This is a genomic window from Streptomyces sp. NPDC094032, assembly GCF_040303965.1.
Taxonomy (GTDB): domain Bacteria; phylum Actinomycetota; class Actinomycetes; order Streptomycetales; family Streptomycetaceae; genus Streptomyces.
The window spans coordinates 1-21,424 of the sequence record NZ_JBEOUE010000033.1 but is presented as its reverse complement, the minus strand read 5'-3'; the positions used below and the strand labels follow the sequence as shown (position 1 = coordinate 21,424).

The following is a 21,424-nucleotide window of genomic DNA, read 5'->3' as shown; positions in this document are numbered from 1 at the left end:
AGGGGCGAGGGGTGGGGGAGACTTCGCCGGGTGATCGTGATGCAGCCTGTCCTGGAGATGTACGTACCCGACGGCTTCGGCTTGTGGCCTCTCGCCGCGGTCGAGCCGTTCGCCTTCCTGCCCCTCAGCGGCGAACTTTCGTCCGCCGAGGTCGGGGCGGCTGTGGCGCGCATCGCCGGCTGCAATGACATCGACCCCGGCGGCGACCGTCCGCCCCGTCCGGCCGACGCGCTCTCCTCCTTCCTCCACGGACTGCTGACCTTCGACGAGCTCTTCGCGGCCGGCGGCCTGCGCGTCACCGACCACTCCACGGGCATCACCTTCCTGCCCGGCTGCTGCAACGGCCTGGAGGACTGGCGCGACTGGCGCGAGGTGACCGAAGGCGCCGGCCGAACCGCGTTCGGTCACGACCCCGATCCGGTCGCCGAACGCATCGGCTCCACCGTGCGGCTCACCGTCGATTCCGAGCAGAGGGACAGCCCGGTGATCGAACTGCCTGTCACCGACCTCCGCCACCTGCTCGACGCTGTCGAACGCGACCTGGCCGACTTCCTCACGCTGGCAGCCGACTGGGCCTTCCTCCACCTGCCCGACCGCTGCGCGCCCGTCACCGCCGCTCTCGCCCGCGTTCTCGACCTTCCCACTCCGGTCGCACCGGCCCGCCCGTAGACCGGCCGGCCCGGTCCCGTCGGCCAGGGAGACGGGCTCGAACGTCGTCTGCGGCGTGGCGGTGAGCATGTTCACGTGTACCGGCCTGAGCACGGGTGTACGCAGACACCTCCAGGTGTGCCCCCTGTGTGGAAGCTCAGAGGGACGCGCTGATAGAACGCGGTCATGACGTACCGATTCACTGCCCGAGCCGCCAGAACTGAGATCGATCCCGACGGCTACTTCACGGAGGCAGCGCTTGCCGAGCGGGAGGATGGCAGCGGCTTCATCCTGATGTTCATGGCGGGTGAGGACGATCCCGACGACCAGGAGATAGCTCTGGGGATGGACACGCACTGCCTGGTCACTGCTGGTCAGGGGACCGCATACGGCTGCGTGCGTGAAGCCGTTCTGACGGACAACGTCCTCCGCCTGTCACTTGCCCCTGAAGCTCTGGAAGACCTGCGACTGGACGACAGCGAGATCGAGGCCGTCATCGAAGCACCAGCCGAAGACGTCGTCCAGTTCCGCGAAGTCCTTGCGCAGGTGCTCAACTACGGGCGTGCGAACGCTGTGCCCAGCCGCCTCTCCGTCTGAGCCGCTGTCGCCGCCGACTGCCCAAGCATGAAGGCGAAGATGATGCCCCGTGCTTAGCTACCGCCAGCAGCGAATTTGCGATCCTGACAGTGCTCGCAGGTCCGGATCCTGTAGGGCGCTGGGTCGAGTCCTCGGTGAGCCCGTTGCCGGCAACGGCCCGAGCACCAGCGCCGCTGGCCAGCACTCGGCTTCACTTTCGGCAGTGGGTCGTGGCAGAACTCGCAGGTCCCGGCCGGCGGGCGGAGGAACTGTTCGGGTGAATTGAGTTTTCGCAGGCTGTGCAGCAGCGGTCCTCTTGGCGGGAAGGATCATCGTCGACGCTGGAAGCCGTCGAGGAAGCGCGTCCCTGCTGGCGTTGGAGGTAGGCGGTGTGGCGGCATGCCGATGAACAGAGCCGGTGACGCATGCCGATCTGGATCTTCATCGGCTTCTGGCAGATCCGGCAGGCAGCCGTGGTTTGCCGTCGCCGGTGGGCTCGGGTCCTGCAGCGCATAGAACCCACGTGATCCCGCACGGTCGCCGAGTAGTACCAGCCTGCGAAACCCGGCGTTCCCTTGTCCCAGCGGAACGGCCGGACAGGTTCGACTGCCTCGAATGGAACCTGCCAACTCGATCCCAGAGCGTGCTGGCGACGCTCACCGCTTACTAAGAAAGTCCAGCTCAAACGCCGTTAACGCGTCATCGCCGTAGGCACGCGACAGCACCTCCACCGCACCCCCAACCCGGCAGGCCGAGCAGATCCTCAACCTTCGGTGAGACTGACGACCATTTCAGCAACTTCGCTGAGATTCGTGGAATCCTCGCTGAGACAGGTCAGCCGGGTCGGATACGGTGCGGGCATGACCGAGCCCCTCCCTCCCGATGTGGCCGAGGTGCTCGACGCCCTCCTCGACGCCGACGATCCGGTGCACCTGGCGCTCCGCGCCCAGGTGCCCCACATCCGTGTGCAGAAGCGCTGTACGTGTGGCTGCGGCACCGCCGACTTCGGCCTCGACACGGCCTCGGTCCGGCCGGCATCGTCCGGACCGGGCACGGTGGTGGCCGCCGAGGCCGAGATCCACACCGAGGACGGCGACTCCGCCGGCGAAGTCCTGGTCTTCGCCCAGGCCGGCTACCTCTCCTGGCTGGAGGTCTGCTCCTGGAGCGACACCACCAAGGTCACCCTCGACCTGGCCCGGCGGACACTGCGCCGCTGACGAAGGACGGACCGGCGCGCCGGCCCACCGACGGACCCCGCCGCCGACCGGTCCAGTCCTCCCCGATTGGCCTTGGCCCGCGCTTTCCCCCCTCCGGTACGGTCCGGGGCATGCGGATTCGAATCGTCGACGCCTTCACCGACCGGCCCTTCTCCGGCAACCCCGCCGGGGTCCTGCTCCTCGACTCCTTCCCGGACGACGCCTGGCTCCAGCAGGTGGCCGCCGAGGTCAACCTCTCGGAGACCGCCTTCGCCCACCCGCTGCCGCCGGGCGGCGAGGCGGACTGGGCGCTGCGCTGGTTCACCCCGACCACCGAGGTCGACATGTGCGGCCACGCCACCCTGGCCACCGCCCACGTCCTGCACACCACGGGCATCGCGACCGGCACCGTCCGCTTCTCGGCCCGCTGCGGGATCCTCAGCGCCACCGCCGAGCCCGACGGCACGATCACGCTGGACTTCCCGACCTCCTCGCTGACCCGGGTCGACGCCCCCGAGGGCCTGGCGAAGGCGCTCGGCGCCGAGCCCGTCGCCGTCCACGACACCGCCGCCCACATCGGCGACCTGGTCGTCGAGCTCCGCGACGAGGCGACCGTGCGCGGCCTCGCCCCGGACTTCGCCGCCCTCGCCGTCCTGTCCGAGCGCGGGATCATCGCCACCGCCGTCGCCGACCGGCCCGACGGCGCCTACCAGTTCGTCTCGCGCGGCTTCTTCCCCGCCGTCGGCATCGACGAGGACCCGGTGACGGGCAGCGCCCACACCGCCCTCGCCCCCTACTGGTCCGCCCGCTTCGGCCGCGACGAGCTGACCGGCTTCCAGGGCGGCGCGCGCACCGGCGTCGTCCGCACCCGGCTGCGCGGCGACCGCACCCTCCTCAACGGCCACGCGGTCACCGTCATCGACGGCGAACTGCACGGCTGATCCAGGACACGGCGAGGGGCGTACGGCCGATGCCGTACGCCCCTCGTCATGTCCGCCCGTCCGCGCGGATCACGGGGTCGGCAGCCACCCCACCTTCCCGGCGAGCAGCCCGTAGCCCACGAAGGCCACGATGTCGAGCAGCGCGTGGGCGACCACCAGCGGCCCCACCCGCCCCCACCGCCGGTACAGCCAGACGAACACCACGCCCATCACCATGTTGCCGATGAAGCCGCCGATGCCCTGGTAGAGGTGGTACGAGCCGCGCAGCACCGCGCTCGCCGCCATCGAGGCCCTCGGCGACCAGCCCAACTGGTCCAGCCTGCGCAGCAGATAGCCGACGACGATCACCTCCTCCAGCACGGAGTTCTGAATCGCCGAGAGCACCAGGACCGGGTACTTCCACCACACGTCCGGCAGCGACTCGGGCACCACGGTGAGGTTGAACCCGGCCGCCCGCGCCCCCAGGTAGAAGGCCAGGCCCGCGCTGCCGATGCCCGCCGCGACCAGCGCGCCGCGCCCCAGGTCCGGCCACGGCCGGGTCCGGTCGAAGCCGATCGCCCGCAGCCCGCGCGTCCCGGCGCCCTCGCGCAGCAGCAGATGCGCGACGAGGACGACCGGGACGAGCGCGGTGGCGATGCCGAACAGCTGCCAGGAGAGGTCGAGCCACGGCCGCCCGGGCGCGTACGACCCGTTGAGCGTGGCGGCCTGCTCCTTCAGCGCGCCCGGCTTGGTCAGCGAGCCGATGAAGCTGATCAGGGCGGAGACCCCGCTGGCGCCGAGCGACAGCGCGAGGACGATCAGCGTCTCGTCGCGCAGGACCCGGCGCGGCAGGCCGTCCGGGGGCAGGGAAGCGTCCACCACTCGTTGCTCCGACACCACACCTGTCTCCCATTCCCCATAGCGACCCGGGTACGGGAACCCTACCTACGAGGTGGCCTCCACCCCCACCGGCCAGCTGTGCACGGGCTCGCCGGTCAGCATCAGCTCGCGGTAGCGGCGGGTGGTCGCCACGAGCGCCGCCTCGCGGTCCAGACCGGAGTCGAGCGCCCGGTGGAAGGTGTCGGCCTGCCACGAGGCCCCGTTGACCCGCCGCCGGCAGCGCTCCTCGATCACGCCCAGGTAGAAGTCGCGGTCCCGCGGCTCCACGTGCCAGGCGTCGAGCCCGGCGGCGGCCAGCGGCAGCAGCTCGTCCAGGACAAGACGCACCGCCGGTACGGTCGTGACGCCGCCCGAGCGGCCGGAGCGCGGCCAGCGCAGCTCGGCCTCGATGCCGTGGCGGCACGCGGTGTCGAAGTTGTGCTCGGCGTCCTGGAACGCCATCCGCTTCCAGACCGGGCGGGTGTCGTCGGCGAGCGCCCGGACGAGCCCGTAGTAGAAGACCGCGTTGGCGACGACGTCGGTGACGGTCGGCCCGGCCGGCAGCACCCGGTTCTCCACCCTGAGGTGCGGGACGCCGTCGACCCAGCCGTACACGGGCCGGTTCCAGCGGTAGACGGTGCCGTTGTGCAGGACCAGCTCCTGGAGCCTGGGCACCCCGCCCTCGTCCAGGACGCGCAGCGGGTCCTCGTCGTCGCACAACGGCAGCAGCGCCGGGAAGTAGCGCAGGTTCTCCTCGAAGAGGTCGTACGCCGAGTCCACCCAGCGCTCCCCGAACCAGGTGCGCGGGCGCACCCCCTGGGCCTGGAGCTCCGGGGTCCGGGTGTCGGTGGCCTGCGTGAACAGCGGCGGCCGGGACTCCCGCCACAGCTCCCGGCCGAAGAGGAAGGGCGCGTTGGCGCCGACCGCTATCTGGACCCCCGCGATGGCCTGCGCCGCGTTCCACACGGAGGCGAAGCGGGGCGGGGTCACCTGGAGGTGCAGCTGCACCGACGTGCAGGCGGCCTCCGGCACGATCGAGGTCGAGGTGCAGAGCAGCCGCTCCACCCCGTTGATGTCGAGCGTGAAGTCCTCACCTCTCGCGACGATGATCTGGTCGTTGAGCAGCTTGTAGCGATCGGCCGCGGAGAGGTTGTCGAGGACCGCGTCGTCCTGGGTGAGGGTCGGCAGTATTCCGATCATGACGACTCCGGCGCCGACTTCGGCGGCCTTGCGGTCGGCATATCCGAGCCCCGTCCTCAGTTCCTCGGCGAGCCGGTCGAATACATGCCCGCCGAGCCGGTGCGGCGCGATGTTCACTTCCAGGTTGAACAATCCGAGTTCGGTCTGGAAATCAGGGCTCGCGATACGGTCGAGCACCGGCGCGTTGAGCATCCGGGGCAGGCCGTCCTCGCCGGCGAGATTGAGTTCGATCTCCATGCCCATGAGATTGCGCGGCCGGTCGAACCTTTTCTCCGCCAGGAGCCTCGCGAGTCCCGCGAGACACTGCTGCAGCTTTCGGCGGTAGCGCTGTCGGTCGGCCGGGCCGAACCCGTCCGTCACGACCTTCTCCCCCATCGAAGGGTCCCTCCCCGAGTGGGCAGCCGCCACGACGGCCGCGAGCGTCACGGACGATGATGCCCACCCGGCTGATCCATAACTCCTGCGGGCGCGACGCGTTGACGGATAGTCTGGGCCGAACTCTCCACTGGCAGTGCCCGAGAGCAACGGGCAATGGACATATACCAATGTCATATTGCCCCGCGAGGGGGATCGGGATTCAGCCGACCCCCTCTTGCGAGAAAGTGCAGGCCGGCGTTCCGCCGGACGCAGGCATTCCACCGAATCGCCGTGGAAATACGACCGGATGACCCCTTGCCAGGAATATCGGCGCCGTCTAGCGGAAACACTGTGTGAACACGTGTCGTATAAACTCCGCGCACGAGGCAGAGTGTTGGCGCCCGGCCATGCCCTCATGGCCCCCTGCTCTGACCCCGTCGCTGACAGCGCCGTCGTACCTGCCCACGCGTCACCGTGTCTCCTGAGTGAGAGGCGACCCATCATGCTCCGACCCTCCCCGGCCCCCGCGCCGGCCCTTCGCAGTGTTCTCACGGCCCTCGGCTCGCCGACCGCGGTGAGCGAGGCCCGCACCCCCGCACTGCGAGCCGCACAGGGACCGCTCAGCCCCGAACTGCCGCTCCCCGTCCATGTACTGGGAGTACGGGGAGTCGCCGGCAGCGCAGCCGGCGGCACCGGCGCGACGGTCCGGCCCCACACCCGGCTGGCCGGGTGGCGCTTCCTGATCAGGAACGGGGACCGCGCCATCGCCGCCGCGGACACCCGGCTCACCCCCGACGGCTGGTCGTTCTCGCACTTCTTCGAGGGGCCGTACGTGGCCGCCACCGAACGGGCCCTGATCCAGGCCGAGGCGCTGTGCACCCCGTACCAGCCGCGGCTGCTGTCGGTACCGGAGCTGTACATGCTGACCCTGTGGCTGCACGCCGACCCGGACGCCGACGGCCACACCGCCGCCCCCGGCCCGGCCGACCTCCTCGTGCCGCTCGCCCCCGCGCCGCCCGGGATCGCCGCCAACCGCCCCTACCGGGTGGCCGACCTCCTGCCCGTGCTCAGCCTGCGCCTCGCGCCGCCGCCCCTGCTGGGCTCCGCGGCGCCCGCCTGATCCACCGCGTGCGCGGTGCGCCCCGGGAGCCGACGGCCCCCGGGGCGCACTGCTGTCCGACCGTTGTCCCGTTCGGACTAGCCCGCTCGGACCACCCCGAACCCCCCGAAGAGACGGTGCAGTTGACCTGAACCGCCCCTGCGGGTGATGCGTCCTTGCAGGAGAGGACGAGCTGCCGCGAAATACCTGCGGAACGCCGTCCTTGGGGCAAGACTGGACCGGAACCGAACCGACCTACGGGGGCGGCGATGCATCCGAAGAGCCGCAGGACATCCACCACGACGCAGCGAGAGAACCCACCCATGTGCCAGCACCAGCCCGCCTGTCCCACCGCCCACTCCGCCGACCGTGAGGCGGCACGACTCGTGGCACACCACCCGGAGCAGGGCTGGAGCCTGCTCTGCAACGGGGTCCTGCTCTTCGAGGACACCGGTGAGCTGCTGCCGGACGGCCAGATCATCGCCCCGCACCGGCCGCTGACGGCGGCCAGCGTGACGACGGCGGCCTGAGCCACCCTGAGAAACGCCGAGGGCCGGCCCGGAGAGAAACTCCGGACCGGCCCTTACGTCGTGCTCAGGGTCCCGCTCAGTTGTCGTACTCGTCCAGCGGCGGGCAGGAGCAGACCAGGTTGCGGTCGCCGAAGGCGCCGTCGATCCGGCGGACCGGCGGCCAGTACTTGTCGGCGGCCGAGACACCGGCCGGGAAGACCGCCTCGTCACGGGTGTACGCGTGGTTCCACTCGCCGCCCAGCGCGGCCGCGGTGTGCGGGGCGTTGCGCAGCGGGTTGTCCTCGGCCGACCACTCGCCGGAGGCCACCTTCTCGATCTCGCCGCGGATCGCGATCATCGTGTCGCAGAAGCGGTCGAGCTCGGTCAGGTCCTCGGACTCGGTGGGCTCGATCATCAGCGTGCCGGCCACCGGGAAGGACATGGTCGGCGCGTGGAAGCCGTAGTCGATCAGGCGCTTGGCGATGTCGTCGACGCTGACGCCGGTCGCCTTGGACAGCGGGCGCAGGTCCACGATGCACTCATGGGCGACCAGACCGGCCGGACCGGTGTAGAGCACCGGGAAGTGCGGCTCCAGACGCTTGGCGATGTAGTTCGCCGCGAGGACGGCCACCTGGGTGGCGCGCTTGAGGCCCTCGCCGCCCATCAGGCGCACGTACGACCAGGAGATCGGCAGGATGCCGGCGGAGCCCCACGGGGCGGCCGAGATCGGGCCGACGCCGGTCTCCGGGCCCGCGGTGGGCTGGAGCGGGTGGTTCGGCAGGTACGGGGCGAGGTGCGCCCGGACGCCGACCGGGCCGACGCCGGGGCCGCCGCCGCCGTGCGGGATGCAGAAGGTCTTGTGCAGGTTCAGGTGCGAGACGTCGCCGCCGAACTTGCCCGGCTTGGCGAGACCGACCAGCGCGTTGAGGTTGGCGCCGTCGACGTACACCTGACCGCCGGCCTCGTGCACCTCGGCGCAGATGTCGGCGACGTGCTCCTCGAACACACCGTGCGTGGACGGGTAGGTGATCATCAGCACGGACAGCTCGTCACGGTACTGCTCGATCTTGGCGCGCAGGTCCGCGACGTCGACCTCGCCGTCGTCGGCGGTCTTGACGACGACGACCTTCATGCCGGCCATCACCGCGGAGGCGGCGTTGGTGCCGTGCGCGGAGGACGGGATGAGACAGACCGTGCGCTGCTCGTCGCCGTTGGCGCGGTGGTACGCGCGGACGGCGAGCAGACCGGCCAGCTCGCCCTGCGAACCGGCGTTCGGCTGGATGGAGACCTTGTCGTAGCCGGTGACCTCGGCGAGACGCTCCTCCAGCTCGGTGATGAGCGTGAGGTAGCCGCCGGCCTGCTCGACCGGGGCGAAGGGGTGGATCTGGCCGAACTCGGGCCAGGTCACCGGCTCCATCTCGGTGGTCGCGTTCAGCTTCATGGTGCAGGAGCCGAGCGGGATCATGCCGCGGTCGAGCGCGTAGTCGCGGTCCGAGAGGCGGCGCAGGTAGCGCAGCATCGAGGTCTCGGATCGGTGCGACTGGAAGACCGGGTGGGTCAGGAACGCGTCCGAGCGCAGCGCGTCGACGGGCAGCGCGTCCTCGGTGGCGGCGTCCAGGGCGTCGATGTCGGCGGTGACGCCGAAGGCGCCCCAGACGGCGGCGACCGTGCCGCGGGTGGTGGTCTCGTCGCAGGACATCGACACGCGGTCGGCGTCGACGCGGTACAGGTTGACCCCGGCCTCACGGGCGGCAGCGACGACGGCGTCGGCGCGGCCCGGCACGCGGGCGGTCAGGGTGTCGAAGAAGGCGCCCTGGACCAGCTCCACGCCCCCGGCCCGCAGACCGGCGGCGAGGATGGCGGCGTAGCGGTGGGTACGGCGCGCGATCCCCTTCAGCCCCTCCGGGCCGTGGTAGACCGCGTACATGCCGGCCATGACGGCGAGCAGCACCTGGGCGGTGCAGATGTTGCTGGTGGCCTTCTCGCGGCGGATGTGCTGCTCGCGGGTCTGCAGGGCCAGGCGGTACGCCTTGTTGCCGTCGGCGTCGACGGAGACGCCGACCAGGCGGCCGGGCAGCGAGCGGGCGTGCTTGTCCTGGACGGCCATGTAGCCGGCGTGCGGGCCGCCGAAGCCCATGGGGACGCCGAAGCGCTGGGTGGTGCCGACGGCGATGTCGGCGCCGAGCGAGCCGGGCGAGGCGAGCAGGGTCAGCGCGAGCAGGTCGGCGGCGACGGTGACGATCGCGCCGAGCTCGTGGGCCTGGTCGATGACGGGCTTGATGTCCCGGACGGCGCCGGAGGCACCCGGGTACTGGAGCAGCACACCGAAGACGCCGCGCTCGGCGATCTCGGCGGGGATGCCGGCCGACAGGTCGGCGACGACGACCTCGACCCCGGTGGGCTCGGCGCGGGTCTCGATGACGGCGATGGTCTGCGGCAGGGCGTCGGCGTCGATGAGGAACACGCCGTTCTTCACCTTGCCGACCCGGCGGGACAGCGCCATGGCCTCGGCGGCCGCGGTGCCCTCGTCGAGCAGCGAGGCGCCGGAGGTGGGCAGACCGGTGAGGTCGGCGACCATCGTCTGGAAGTTGAGCAGGGCCTCCAGCCGGCCCTGCGAGATCTCGGGCTGGTACGGCGTGTACGCGGTGTACCAGGCCGGGTTCTCCATGACGTTGCGGAGGATGACCGGCGGAGTGAACGTGCCGTAGTAGCCGAGACCGATCATCGGGGCGAGGACCTGGTTGCGGTCGGCCAGCTCGCGCAGCTCGGCCAGGACCTCGGCCTCGGTGCGGGCGGCCGGCAGGCCGAGCGCCTCGGCGTTCTTGATGACGTCCGGCACGGCCGCGGCCGTCAGCTCGTCGAGCGAGCCGTACCCGACCTGGGCGAGCATCTTCGCGCGGGCCTCGGCGTCGGGGCCGATGTGCCGCTGCTCGAAGGGAATACCCTGCTCGAGCTCGGAGAGCGGAATGCGGTTGGCGGTCATGCTGCGGGGGCCTCCTGGTCGTCACGACCTGCGAGGGGCACCACGGCGCGGGTGCCCGGACGGCCTCCCCCTCTGTCATCTCAACCTGAGAGTTTCACCGGCCATGCCTGACGGCACGACCGGCTTTCACCGTCGGTGAGAGCGGATGCCGTCGACGCCCGCCCTGCTTTCCAGAGTGACCTCGTCCACGCGGTACAGGGGCCTGAGAGATTCCGGGGAGGATTTGCTCCTTCGGCGCCACCGAAAGGTTTCTTCGGAGGACTCTCCCGCGCAGGGTCGACAGCCACAGCCAGCCTACCAGCGCGGTTGAGCCTGGCATCGCTCAAGTGGCCGACATCCCAGTTGTGCACTTTCGTAGGGGTGTAGAGCAGTTGCGACCAGTTGGAGGGACCGTGCAGACCGATATCGATCCGCGCAGCCTGATCGGCCGCAAGGCGTACGACCGGAACGGACACAAGATCGGGACCGTGGACGAGGTGTACCTGGACGACGCGACGGGCGTCCCCGAATGGGCCGCCGTGCGCACCGGCCTGTTCAGCCGCGACGCGTTCGTCCCCCTGGAGCCGAGCGAGCTGGTGAGCGACGGCCTCCACATCCCGTACGAGCGCGCCCTCATCAAGGACGCCCCCGACTTCGGGGTGGGCCGTCACCTCTCCCCCGAGCAGGAACTCCAGCTCTACCGCCACTACAGCCTCGCCCTGCCCCCACCGCCCCAGGACACCTCTCCCAGGGACTTCGGGCGCCTGGCGGGCCAGGAGGACATGTAGAGGCCCCTGAGAGCGGGTGCGGGCCCCACGGCGGGTGCCGCCTCAAGCCGCCTCCTCCCCCCGGACCAACGGCAACGGATCCGAAGGCTCCAGATCCGGATCGTCCACGGAGAAGGTCCGCACCCGCCCCGGCACCACCGCCCCCGGCTCCTCGAACCGGACGGTGACCCGCCCGACCCCGCTCCCCTGCACCCACCCGGCCCCGTACTCCGCGTGCCGCACGTCCCGCCCCGGCGCCCAGTGCCGCTCCGCGCTCTCCGCCGCGGCGGGAGGGGCGGGCTCGGCCGCGTCGGGGCCTGCGACGTGCGGCGCGGCGACGCCCTCGGCCTCCTCCCGGGCCTCCGCCTCCGCGCGGGCCTCCGCCTCCGCCTGCGCGAACAGGTCCTCCTGCGTGTAGTCGGCGAGCCCGCTCACCCCGACCCCCAGCAGCCGCACCCCGCCCGTGGTGTCCACCAGGTCGAGCAGCCGCGCCGCGGCCTCCCGCACCACCACGGGATCGTCCGTCGGCCCCCGCAGCGTCTCGGAGCGCGTCAGCGTCGAGAAGTCGTACCTCCGCACCTTCAGGACGATGGTCCGCCCCGAGTGCCCCGACCCCCGCAGCCGCGCCACGCACCGCTCCGCGAGCCGCTCCACCTCCAGCCGGATCCGCAGCCGGTCGTGCAGATCCACGTCGAAGGTGTCCTCCACGGAGACCGACTTGGCGTCCCGCTCGGCCACCACGGGCCGGTCGTCGTGCCCGAGGGCCATGAGGTACAGCGAGCCCCCGTGCGCCCGCCCCAGGAGCCGTACGAGCTCGTCCTCACCCGCCTCCACCACCTCGGCGACCGTGGTGATCCCGGCCCGCCGCAGATGCTCCCCGGTGGCCGGCCCGACACCGGGGATGATCCGCACCGAGCGCGGCCCGATCAGCTCCCGCTCCGTACCGGGCTCGATCAGCAGCAGCCCGTCCGGCTTGGCCTCCTCCGAGGCGATCTTCGCGAGCATCTTGGACCCGGCGAGCCCCACCGAACCGGTGAGCCCGGTCGTCGCGAGGATGTCCCGCCGCAGCCGCTCCCCCGTCGCCCGCGCACCCGCGCTGTCGTCCGCGAGCCCGCCGGCCTCCAGGTCCACGAAGGCCTCGTCCAGGCTGAGCGGCTCGACCAGCGGCGAGAGCCGCCCGAGCAGCTCCATGACCTGCCCGCTGATCGCCCGGTAGAAGGCGAAGCGGGGCACCAGATAGGCCGCGTTCGGCGCGAGCCGCCGCGCCTGCGCCATGGGCATCGCCGAGTGCACCCCGAAGCGCCGCGCCTCGTACGAGGCCGTCGCCACCACCCCGCGCGGCCCGAGGCCGCCCACCACCACCGGCTTTCCACGCAGGCTCGGCTTCGACGCCTGCTCCGCTGCGGCGAAGAAGGCATCCATGTCGAGATGCAGGATGGTGGGCGCGGCTCTCACGTCTCCGATGCTGCCCTACGCCACTGACAACGGACCCCGCGCGCGCCGACGGCGCATGCGGGGTGCTCGGGCCCTCAGACCGCCCGGTCCCGCCGCCGCCGCGCCAGCTCGTCCGCCGGGTTGTGCCCGACGAGCGTCTCGCCCGTGTCGATGCGCTCCCCGTGCAGCTGCGAGAGCGCCGACTCGACGTCCCGCCACACCACTCCGACGGCGATGCCGAAGACGCCCTGGCCGCCCTGGAGCAGATCCACGACCTCGTCCGGCGAGGAGCACTCGTACACCGTGGCCCCGTCGCTCATGAGCGTCATCCGCTCCAGGTCACGGAAGCCCCGGGCGCGCAGGTGCTGCACGGCAGCCCGGATGTTCTGCAACGCGACCCCGGTGTCCAGGAAGCGCTTGACGATCTTCAGGACCACGACGTCGCGGAAGCTGTAGAGACGCTGCGTCCCCGACCCGTACGCGGGCCGCACGCTCGGCTCGACGAGCCCCGTGCGCGCCCAGTAGTCCAGCTGCCGATAGGTGATGCCGGCCGCCGCACAGGCCGTGGGGCCCCGGTAGCCGACGGACTCCGGGCCGGCGCTCACGTCCCCGCCGAAGTCGCCCGCACTGCCGTGAAGCGGATACGGGCCCTTCTCCCCGGGGGCACGCCCCAGGAAGCCCCCTGCCGTACCGTCGCCGCTGCTCATCACGCCGACCCTCCGTCCTTGACCTGCCCACTCGAAGGTAGGCAGTCACTCGGGGTGCGTCAACGATCGCCACACTCGGCACGCCGAGTGATAATCACCCTGAGAGTGGTTTCACGTGCCCCTCTCCGGGGAAAGGCTACTCGAATGCACGCGGAGCGCTCTTCGGCCACAGCCGTACGGGCCTACTGATTGCCGGTCTCGAAGTCCTCCGGCGAGATCTGGTCGAGGAACTCGCGGAACTTCTCCACCTCGTCCTCCTGCTCGTCCGGAATCGCGATCCCCGCGTCGTCGAGCACGCCGTCACTGCCGTAGATCGGCGTGCCGGTGCGCAGGGCCAGGGCTATCGCGTCGGACGGCCGGGCACTCACCTCGACACCGCTGGCGAAGACCAGCTCGGCGTAGAAGACCCCGTCGCGCAGATCCGTGATGCGGACCTCGGTGAGCTCCTGCCCCACGGCCTCCAGCACGTCCTTGAAGAGGTCGTGCGTCAGCGGCCTGGCAGGCGCCATGCCCTGCTGGGCGAAGGCGATCGCGGTCGCCTCACCCGGTCCGATCCAGATGGGGAGGTACCGATCGCCTCCCACTTCACGCAGGAGCACGATCGGCTGGTTGGAGGGCATTTCCACCCGGACACCCACAACGTCGAGCTCGTTCACACAGCAACCCTAGGACGTGCCCGACCGGTTTGGGTAGTCGGGCCGTCCGCCGATCACTGCAGCCGCACTCCCAGCGCGGTCTGGACCAGTGCCGCGTGGAGGCGTACGGAGAGCCCGGCGAGCTCCTTGGCGGTCGCCTCGGCATGGGCCCTGGTCTGCGGATTACGGTGCCGGCGCAGCGGCGCCACCATCTGCTCGACCAGCCCGGCCTCGCGCTCCGCGGCCGCCTTGACGGCCCGCAGATGCCGGGGCTCCAGACCGAATCGCCCCAGATCCGCCACCAGTTTGGCGACCGTGACGGTCTCGGCGTCGTACCCGCCGCCCTCGGCCGGGGCGATCAGCCCGTACGACTCCCACTCGACCAGCTCGACCTCGGTGACCTCGGCGGCGGCGAGCAGCTCGGCACGGCCGATCCGGGCGGCCGTGGGAGGCTCGCCCTCCGCGTCCCAGGCCCCGTCGACCAGGTCCCGCTGTGGACTGGGCGAGGGCAGCTTGATCTGCTCCCCGCGCTCCAGGGCCTCCAGATGCTCGCGGATGACCTTCAGCGGAAGATAGTGGTCCCGCTGCATCCGCAGGATCTGGGCGAGCCGCTCCACGTCCCGCGGACTGAACTTCCGGTATCCGGAGGCCGTGCGCTGGGGCTCGACGAGCCCCTCGGCCTCCAGGAACCGGATCTTGGAGATGGTCACTTCGGGAAACTCGTCACGCAGCCGGCTCAGCACCGTGCCGATGCTGACCAGACTTTCGCCCGCGGTGGCGGTGCCGTGACCGGCACCGCCCGTAGGTGTTCGCAGCATGGACCTTCCCTGAAGGTTCTCCGGGGCGTCACACGCCCCGCTGGCTCGCGAAGAACACGAGCCGGTACTTGCCGATCTGCACCTCGTCACCGTTGGAGAGCACGACCGAGTCGATCGGCTCCCGGTTGACGTAGGTGCCGTTGAGGCTGCCGACGTCCGACACCGTGAAGGTGCCGTTCGGCTGCCGACGGAACTCCACGTGGCGACGCGAGACGGTCACGTCGTCCAGGAAGATGTCGCTCTGCGGATGCCGGCCGGCCGTGGTCAGCTCGCCGTCCAGAAGGAAGCGGCTGCCCGAGTTCGGACCGCGGCGCACGATCAGCAGCGCCGCACCGCCCGGAAGGGCCTCGACCGCCGCCAGCGCCTCGGCCGACAGCGACGGAATCTGGCCGGTGACCTCCGCGTCGTAGGCCTCCAGGCCCGAGATGGAGATCGTCGAGGTGGTCTCGGAGGCACGCTCCGGAGCCACCCCGCCGCGCAGCGGCGCACCGCAGTGCGAGCAGAAGCGGCTGTCCGCCGTATTGCGGTGACCGCACCTCGTACACACCGGCATGGACGCGTCCTCCTGCCGCGGCTGCCCCGCGGAGGTCTGTGTCGCGTACGGGTCGGGCACAAACCCTCCACCCGTACCTGAGGTTGATAGTTCCCCGAAACCTATGCGCGCGGCACCGGCAGGGTCAACAGACGACGCGCCCTGTGTGCCCGGAATGTCACCGCCCTGGCCGCCGAGCTCGTCGCGGAAGAGGGGGCGCTCGCCGCCCTGTTCCTCGCTCTGGGCGTGGCGCGGCGCGCGGTGCCTGGCGTTGCCGCCGTCCTCGCTTGCGCTCTTGCCGAACAACTTCGAAAACCACTTCACGGGCGATTCCCCTTGACCGAAACAGACCCGCCCGTGGGGCAGGACGAACCCTGACTCAATACACCTGCCGACCCGGACATCTTCACAACGTCCGTAACCACTCGACAGTTTCCACCACGCACCACCCATGTGGTGCGGCGACCCCCCGCAACGTCGTGCCCTTGTCGCGTGACCCTCATCGCCCCCCGCCTCACTGCGAGGACGACTGAGCGTAGTCAGGCCGCTTCGCGGGCCGCAAGGCGTCGACGACGATCTTCCCGGAACGCTGCACCGTGGCCGTGGCCTGCTCCTTCTCCAGTGTCTGGACGACTCCGCCGGGGATGTTGAGCGCGGGCTCCAGATCCTCCGGCTTGCCGATGACCTTGAAGACGTACGGAGCGGCCACCTTCGTTCCATCGATCCGCATGTCGCTGCCACTTCCTGTGAAGTAGCTGTCCGCGACCACCCGGACGCCGTTGACCTGGATGGCCTCCGCGCCCGCGGCACGCAGCTCCTGGATCGCGTCGAGCAGCATGTCCGACTCGATCGCGCCGCCGGCGTCCGTGATCGTCAGGGTGATACCGGGCCCCTCGGCGGCGACCGTGCCGGCCAGGATGCCGAGCTGCTGCTGCTTCTCCTGGGTCTGCTTCCGGGCCTCCTCGGCCTGGTCCGAGCTGGACTCCAGCTCCGAGCGCTGGCTGTCGAGCCGCGTCTTCTCGTCCTCCAGGCGCTGCGTGCGGTCGTCGAGCTCGTCGAGGATCCGCACCAGGTCCTCCTGGCGGGCACCGCGCAGCGCGCTGTTGTCGCTGGTGGAGCTGACCTGGATGGCCAGACCGAGCCCGAGCACGAACAGCAGCAGCGCGACCACCAGTTGGGCCCGGGTCACCCGGGGCGGCCACAGACTCGCCGCGAGCCGCTGCCGGCCGGAGATCCCGGGCCGGGCCGGAGCCTCGGCCGCAGGCTCGTCCCGCTGTCCCGCACCCTCGGCGGCCACCGACGGCCGCTCCTCCGGAAGCGGCGCCTGGTCCCCGCCGTTGGCGTCGCGCTCCTCGCGCTCGTTCTTCCCGTCGTGCTCGCTCATCGGCCTCACGCCCGGAACACGTGCCGCCGGATGGCGGCCGCGTTGGAGAAGATCCGGATGCCGAGGACGACGACCACACCGGTCGACAACTGCGCGCCCACGCCCAGCTTGTCGCCGAGGAAGACGATCAGCGCGGCCACCACCACGTTCGACAGGAACGACACCACGAAGACCTTGTCGACGAAGATCCCGTCGAGCATGGCCCGCAGGCCGCCGAAGACCGCGTCCAGGGCGGCGACCACGGCGATCGGAAGATAGGGCTCGACCACCGCCGGAACCTCGGGCCGGACCAACAGTCCGACCACGACTCCCACGATCAGGCCCAGTACGGCGATCAAGATGTGCCCTTCCCTGTGTCGGCCGTGGCCCGCCCGGTGGCCTTGGCCGCCCCGGCTCCCCTCGGCTCTGCTGTACGTACGATCAGGCTCGGCGCGGCCGGCAGACGGACGTCGCCCTCGGCCGAGATGCTCGTGCGGATCCCGAAGTTCTCCTGCAGCGCGTGCAGGTACTGACCGTCGGCGCTGTCCTGGAACGCGGTGCTCAGACGCTTCCCGTCGCCCACGGCGAGAACGGTGTACGGCGGCACCAGCGGCTTGTTGTCGACCAGTATGGCGTCGCCCGCGGCCCTGATCGCCGACAGCGCGGTCAGCCGCTGCCCGTTGATCGCGACGGCCTCCGCGCCCGACTCCCACAGCCCGTTGACGATCCGCTGCATGTCACGGTCGCGCACCCGCCCGGTGTCCGAGAAGCCGGCGCTCTCCCGTGGCCCGCCACCGCCGGAATCGGCGCCCTTGGCGTCGTCCACGACCAGCTTCACCCCGGGGCCGTGCACCGGGGTCGCCCCCGACAGCAGCGCCACCAGCTCGCCCTGATCGCCGCCGTGCTGCTCCAGCGCCTTGCGCTGCCGCTCGCCGACCTCACCGCGCAGCCGCTCGACGTCCTGCTCCAGCTTGTCGGCCGCCGAGGTCTCCGACTCGATCCGGTCGATCAGATCCTGCCGCTCCTTGGCGACGACCGGCGCCGAAACCCGCGCCTCGGCCGCACCCAGCGTCACCACGGCCGCGGCGAGCACCAGACCGGCCGCGAGACCCAGCTTGGCCCGGGTCGTACGGGGCAGCCCGCCGCCCTCCGCGGCACGACGCGCCGAGGCCTCCGCGTATCCGTCGTCCAGCGCGTGGTCGATCACGTTGTTCAGCAGCGACATGGACGCGTCCGGGCGCGGAGGGGGTGAACCTGTGCTCCGAACGGGGGGCTGCTGCGACATGCCGCACATCGTCGCACGTCGCACGGCCTACCGCCGAATGGCCCCCGCCCCGAACCGGGAGGCGCCCGCGGGCACCTCCCGGCCCGATGGGCCCACGCGTCCCGCGTCCCCCTACTGACCTGCGCTGTCGACGACCGCCGACCACTCGTCGAGCAGAGCCTGCGCCGAGGCGTCGTCCGGTCCCTCCGCCCACAGATGAGTGACGGCCTCGGCCGGGTCGGGCAGCACCATCACCCAGCGCCCGTCGGCCTCCACCACCCGAACCCCGTCGGTCGTGTCCACCGACCGGTCCCCGGCGGCCTCCACCACCCGGCGCATCACCAGCCCCTTCACGGCCCACGGTGTCGCGATGTCCCGCTTCAGCACATGGGCCCGCGGAATCCGCGCGTCGATCTGGCTGAGCGTGAGCTGGGTACGCGCCACCAACCCGATCAGCCGTACGAACGCAGCCGCCCCGTCGAAGACGCTGCTGAACTCCGGCACGATGAAGCCGCCCCGGCCGTCCCCGCCGAAGATCGTCGACTCCTCGCGCCCGACCCTCGTGAGGTCGTCGGGCGAGGTGGTCGTCCACTCGACCTGCGTGCCGTGGTACGCCGCGACCTGCTCGGCGATCCTCGTGGTCGTCACGGGCAGGGCGACCCGCCCGGACCTCCGCTCGGCCGCCACCAGGTCGAGCAGGACCAGCAGCGCCCGGTCGTCCTCGATGATCCGCCCACGCTCGTCCACCAGCGAGAGCCGCTCCCCGACCGGGTCGAAACGCACCCCGAAGGCCGCCCGCGCCGACGCCACGATCTCCCCGAGCCGTACGAGACCGGCCCGCCGGCTCTCCGCCGACTCGGTCGGCCGGGCCTCGTCCAGACCCGGGTTGATCGTGAGCGAGTCCACCTGGAGCCGCCCGAGCAGACTGGGCAGCACGAGCCCCGCACTGCCGTTGGAGGCGTCCACGACGACCTTCAGCCCGGCCTCGGCGATCCCCGAGGTGTCCACGTTCCGCAGCAGCGACCCGGTGTACGAGTCGAAGACGCTGGCCGGGAAGGACAGGTCGCCGATCTCCCCGGGGAACGCCCGCCGGTACTCCTGGCGCGCGAAGACCCGGTCCAGCTTCCGCTGCCCGGCCTGCGACAGGTCCGCGCCCCGCTCGTCGAAGAACATGATGTCCACGGAGTCCGGCACACCCGGCGACGTCCGCACCATGATCCCGCCCGCGCTGCCGCGCGCCGTCTGCTGCCGCGCCACCGGCAGCGGCACGTTCTCCAGATCCCGTACGTCGATGGCGCTGGCCTGCAGGGCGGAGATCACCGCTCGCTTGAGCGCCCGCGCGCCGCGCGAGTGGTCGCGCGCGGTGGTGACCGTCGCGCCCTTCTTCAGCGTGGTGGCGTACGCGCCGGCCAGCCGGACGGCCAGCTCGGGCGTGATCTCCACGTTGAGGATGCCGGAGACCCCGCGCGCGCCGAAGAGATGCGCCTGGCCCCGGGACTCCCAGATGACGGAGGTGTTGACGAAGGCGCCGGCCTCGATGGTCTTGAACGGGTAGACCCGGACGTTGCCCTGCACGATCGATTCCTCACCGATCAGGCACTCGTCCCCGATGACGGCCCCGTCCTCGATCCGGGCTGCCCGCATGACGTCGGTGTTCTTGCCGATCACACAGCCGCGCAGATTGCTCTGCGGCCCGACGTAGACGTTGTCGTGGATGACGGCCTTGTGCAGGAAGGCGCCGCTCTTGACCACGACGTTGGATCCGATCACGGTGTGCTCGCGGATCTCCGCCGCGGCCTCCACCTTGGCGTAGTCGCCGATGTACAGCGGCCCGCGCAGTACGGCGTCGGGGTGGACCTCGGCCCCTTCGGCGACCCAGACGCCCGGGGAGATCTCGAAGCCGTCGATGTCGACGTGGACCTTGCCCTCCAGGACGTCCGCCTGGGCCTTCACATAGCTCTCGTGGGTGCCCACGTCCTCCCAGTAGCCCTCGGCGACATAGCCGTAGATCGGCTTGCCTTCCTTCATGAGCTGGGGGAAGACATCACCCGACCAGTCGACGGGAACATCCGCCTCGACGTAGTCGAAGACCTCGGGCTCCATGACGTAGATGCCCGTGTTCACCGTGTCGGAGAAGACCTGACCCCAGGTCGGCTTCTCCAGGAAGCGTTCGACTTTCCCTTCCTCGTCGACGATCGTGATGCCGAATTCCAGCGGATTGGGCACCCGTGTCAGACAGACGGTGACAAGGGCGCCCTTCTCCTTGTGGAAGGCGATCAGGTCGCTGAGGTCGAAATCGGTGAGCGCGTCCCCCGAGATGACGAGGAAGGCGTCGTCCTTCAGCGCCTCCTCGGCGTTCTTCACACTCCCCGCGGTGCCGAGTGGTTTCTCCTCGTTCGCGTACGTGAGCTCCATTCCGAGCTCTTCGCCGTCCCCGAAGTAATTGCGGACGAGCGAAGCGAGAAACTGCACGGTGACGACGGTCTCGTTGAGACCGTGCCTCTTGAGCAGTCGCAGGACATGCTCCATGATCGGCCGGTTGACCACCGGCAGGAGAGGCTTGGGCATGCTCGAGGTCATGGGGCGCAGGCGGGTGCCCTCGCCACCGGCCATCACGACGGCCTTCATGTCGGAAGCGTCCTCCTTGAAGAGACGACGGTCCTGCCGACTTCACCTGTCCGCTTGCGGGCCCTCGGGCGTCCTCGTTCCTGCCGGCGACGCTGCACGGCACGGGACGGACGGGCTCAATCGGCCGCGGTATCCGCCTTCACGAGTCGACGGACCTGGACCACGTAGAGGATCCCTGCCCACCAATACAGAGTTGTACCCCATCCGGCGAAGGCCCACCCGAAAACTTCAGCGAGTGACGAAAGCCAGCCCGTTCCGTCACTGAGCAGCAGCAGCGGGAACGCGTACATCAAGTTGAAAGTGGCAGCTTTCCCGAGGAAGTTCACCTGCGGCGGCGGATACCCGTGCCGGCGGAGGATTCCCACCGCGACCAGCAGCATCAGCTCGCGGGCCAGGAGCACGGCGGTGAGCCACAGCGGAAGGATCTCCCGCCAGGTGAGTCCGACGAGCGTGGAAAGGATGTACAGCCGGTCGGCGGCCGGATCGAGCAGCCGGCCGAGGTTGCTGATCTGGTTCCAGCGCCGGGCCAGCTTCCCGTCGAGATAGTCGCTGACACCACTCAGGGCCAGGACGAGCAGAGCCCAGCCGTCACTGTTGGGACCGCCGAACACAGGCCGGAGGATCAACCACAGGAAGAGCGGCACGCCGACGAGGCGAGCCATGCTGAGGATGTTGGGGATGGTGAGGACCCGGTCCGTCTGAACGCGAGTCTCCTGGACCTCCACCCGGGGGCCTCCTGTGGGAGCGAGTTGACGATGTGCCCCATGACCTTACCCTCAGCCACGGGCGCCGGATGCACAGGGGCCCCGTAAACGCAGAAAAGCCCCGCACCATGAAGGTGCGGGGCTTTCCCACAATGATTGTTCGGCGGCGTCCTACTCTCCCACAGGGTCCCCCCTGCAGTACCATCGGCGCTGAAAGGCTTAGCTT

General features: G+C 70.6%; 20 protein-coding genes, 1 rRNA gene and 1 riboswitch. Of the genes, 7 read left to right on the top strand and 14 right to left on the bottom strand.

Annotated elements, in window-relative coordinates; all coding sequences use genetic code 11:
- Positions 1-39: 39 nt before the first annotated feature.
- The 4 genes from ABTZ54_RS31755 (at position 40) to ABTZ54_RS31740 (ending at position 3,361) form a co-directional block, all read left to right on the top strand.
- A complete protein-coding gene (locus ABTZ54_RS31755; protein WP_351670004.1) occupies positions 40-669 on the top strand; it encodes a hypothetical protein in 630 nt (209 codons plus the stop codon).
- 165 nt (positions 670-834) lie between these two features.
- Entirely contained in the window at positions 835-1,245 is a 411-nt protein-coding gene (locus ABTZ54_RS31750) for an Imm10 family immunity protein (RefSeq protein WP_351669905.1), read from the top strand.
- 839 nt (positions 1,246-2,084) lie between these two features.
- On the top strand, positions 2,085-2,441 hold the full coding sequence (locus tag ABTZ54_RS31745) for a hypothetical protein (protein ID WP_351669902.1): 357 nt from the start codon (positions 2,085-2,087) through the stop codon (positions 2,439-2,441).
- A 110-nt stretch (positions 2,442-2,551) separates the two neighbouring features.
- Positions 2,552-3,361: a PhzF family phenazine biosynthesis protein gene (locus tag ABTZ54_RS31740; protein ID WP_351669899.1), complete on the top strand. Its 810-nt coding sequence runs from the start codon at positions 2,552-2,554 to the stop codon at positions 3,359-3,361.
- 69 nt (positions 3,362-3,430) lie between these two features.
- Here the strand turns inward: ABTZ54_RS31740 and ABTZ54_RS31735 are convergent, their stop codons facing one another.
- Together ABTZ54_RS31735 and ABTZ54_RS31730 are read right to left on the bottom strand one after the other, a co-directional pair.
- Positions 3,431-4,222, bottom strand: a complete 792-nt coding sequence (locus ABTZ54_RS31735; protein WP_351669896.1) for a CPBP family intramembrane glutamic endopeptidase — start codon at positions 4,220-4,222, stop codon at positions 3,431-3,433.
- Between the two features lie 63 nt (positions 4,223-4,285).
- Positions 4,286-5,794, bottom strand: a complete 1,509-nt coding sequence (locus ABTZ54_RS31730; RefSeq protein WP_351669893.1) for a glutamate-cysteine ligase family protein — start codon at positions 5,792-5,794, stop codon at positions 4,286-4,288.
- A gap of 481 nt (positions 5,795-6,275) precedes the next feature.
- Between ABTZ54_RS31730 and ABTZ54_RS31725 the strand changes: the two genes are divergently transcribed.
- On the top strand, positions 6,276-6,896 hold the full coding sequence (locus ABTZ54_RS31725; protein ID WP_502997349.1) for a hypothetical protein: 621 nt from the start codon (positions 6,276-6,278) through the stop codon (positions 6,894-6,896).
- Between the two features lie 302 nt (positions 6,897-7,198).
- Positions 7,199-7,405: a DUF5999 family protein gene (locus ABTZ54_RS31720; protein ID WP_046912031.1), complete on the top strand. Its 207-nt coding sequence runs from the start codon at positions 7,199-7,201 to the stop codon at positions 7,403-7,405.
- Between the two features lie 76 nt (positions 7,406-7,481).
- On the opposite strand, the gene gcvP is transcribed toward ABTZ54_RS31720, so the two are convergent.
- The gene (gcvP, locus tag ABTZ54_RS31715; RefSeq protein ID WP_351669886.1) at positions 7,482-10,367 is read right to left on the bottom strand and encodes an aminomethyl-transferring glycine dehydrogenase; all 2,886 of its coding nucleotides are present in this window, start codon (positions 10,365-10,367) and stop codon (positions 7,482-7,484) included.
- 180 nt (positions 10,368-10,547) lie between these two features.
- Positions 10,548-10,646: riboswitch (glycine riboswitch) on the bottom strand.
- A gap of 113 nt (positions 10,647-10,759) precedes the next feature.
- Here gcvP and ABTZ54_RS31710 point away from each other — a divergent pair.
- Complete coding sequence (locus ABTZ54_RS31710; protein ID WP_351669883.1) at positions 10,760-11,134, top strand: PRC-barrel domain-containing protein; 375 nt, start codon at positions 10,760-10,762, stop codon at positions 11,132-11,134.
- 42 nt (positions 11,135-11,176) lie between these two features.
- Here the strand turns inward: ABTZ54_RS31710 and ABTZ54_RS31705 are convergent, their stop codons facing one another.
- The 11 genes from ABTZ54_RS31705 to rrf all read right to left on the bottom strand — a co-directional run.
- Positions 11,177-12,568, bottom strand: coding sequence for a DNA polymerase IV (locus ABTZ54_RS31705; RefSeq protein ID WP_351669880.1), 1,392 nt, complete (start codon positions 12,566-12,568; stop codon positions 11,177-11,179).
- Between the two features lie 74 nt (positions 12,569-12,642).
- Positions 12,643-13,254 (bottom strand): MerR family transcriptional regulator, encoded by a 612-nt coding sequence (locus ABTZ54_RS31700; protein WP_351669877.1) that lies wholly within the window; start codon positions 13,252-13,254, stop codon positions 12,643-12,645.
- Positions 13,255-13,436: 182 nt separating this feature from the next.
- Positions 13,437-13,910, bottom strand: a complete 474-nt coding sequence (locus ABTZ54_RS31695; protein ID WP_046912036.1) for a bifunctional nuclease family protein — start codon at positions 13,908-13,910, stop codon at positions 13,437-13,439.
- A 53-nt stretch (positions 13,911-13,963) separates the two neighbouring features.
- Positions 13,964-14,707, bottom strand: a complete 744-nt coding sequence (gene ftsR, locus ABTZ54_RS31690) for a transcriptional regulator FtsR (RefSeq protein ID WP_351669873.1) — start codon at positions 14,705-14,707, stop codon at positions 13,964-13,966.
- Between the two features lie 28 nt (positions 14,708-14,735).
- Positions 14,736-15,692 carry an FHA domain-containing protein gene (locus tag ABTZ54_RS31685; RefSeq protein ID WP_351669870.1) on the bottom strand — a complete coding sequence of 319 codons (957 nt, stop codon included), beginning with the start codon at positions 15,690-15,692 and terminating at the stop codon, positions 14,736-14,738.
- 61 nt (positions 15,693-15,753) lie between these two features.
- Positions 15,754-16,632 (bottom strand): DUF881 domain-containing protein, encoded by an 879-nt coding sequence (locus tag ABTZ54_RS31680; protein ID WP_351669867.1) that lies wholly within the window; start codon positions 16,630-16,632, stop codon positions 15,754-15,756.
- On the bottom strand, positions 16,629-16,961 hold the full coding sequence (locus tag ABTZ54_RS31675) for a small basic family protein (RefSeq protein WP_015032176.1): 333 nt from the start codon (positions 16,959-16,961) through the stop codon (positions 16,629-16,631). Before ABTZ54_RS31675 ends, ABTZ54_RS31680 begins: the two co-directional genes overlap by 4 nt.
- Positions 16,958-17,887 (bottom strand): DUF881 domain-containing protein, encoded by a 930-nt coding sequence (locus tag ABTZ54_RS31670; RefSeq protein WP_351669864.1) that lies wholly within the window; start codon positions 17,885-17,887, stop codon positions 16,958-16,960. Before ABTZ54_RS31670 ends, ABTZ54_RS31675 begins: the two co-directional genes overlap by 4 nt.
- 111 nt (positions 17,888-17,998) lie before the next feature.
- On the bottom strand, positions 17,999-20,494 hold the full coding sequence (locus tag ABTZ54_RS31665) for a sugar phosphate nucleotidyltransferase (protein WP_351669861.1): 2,496 nt from the start codon (positions 20,492-20,494) through the stop codon (positions 17,999-18,001).
- Between the two features lie 116 nt (positions 20,495-20,610).
- Positions 20,611-21,219, bottom strand: coding sequence for a cardiolipin synthase ClsA (clsA, locus tag ABTZ54_RS31660; protein ID WP_351669858.1), 609 nt, complete (start codon positions 21,217-21,219; stop codon positions 20,611-20,613).
- A 137-nt stretch (positions 21,220-21,356) separates the two neighbouring features.
- A 5S ribosomal RNA gene (gene rrf, locus ABTZ54_RS35755) occupies positions 21,357-21,424 on the bottom strand; the annotation flags it as partial.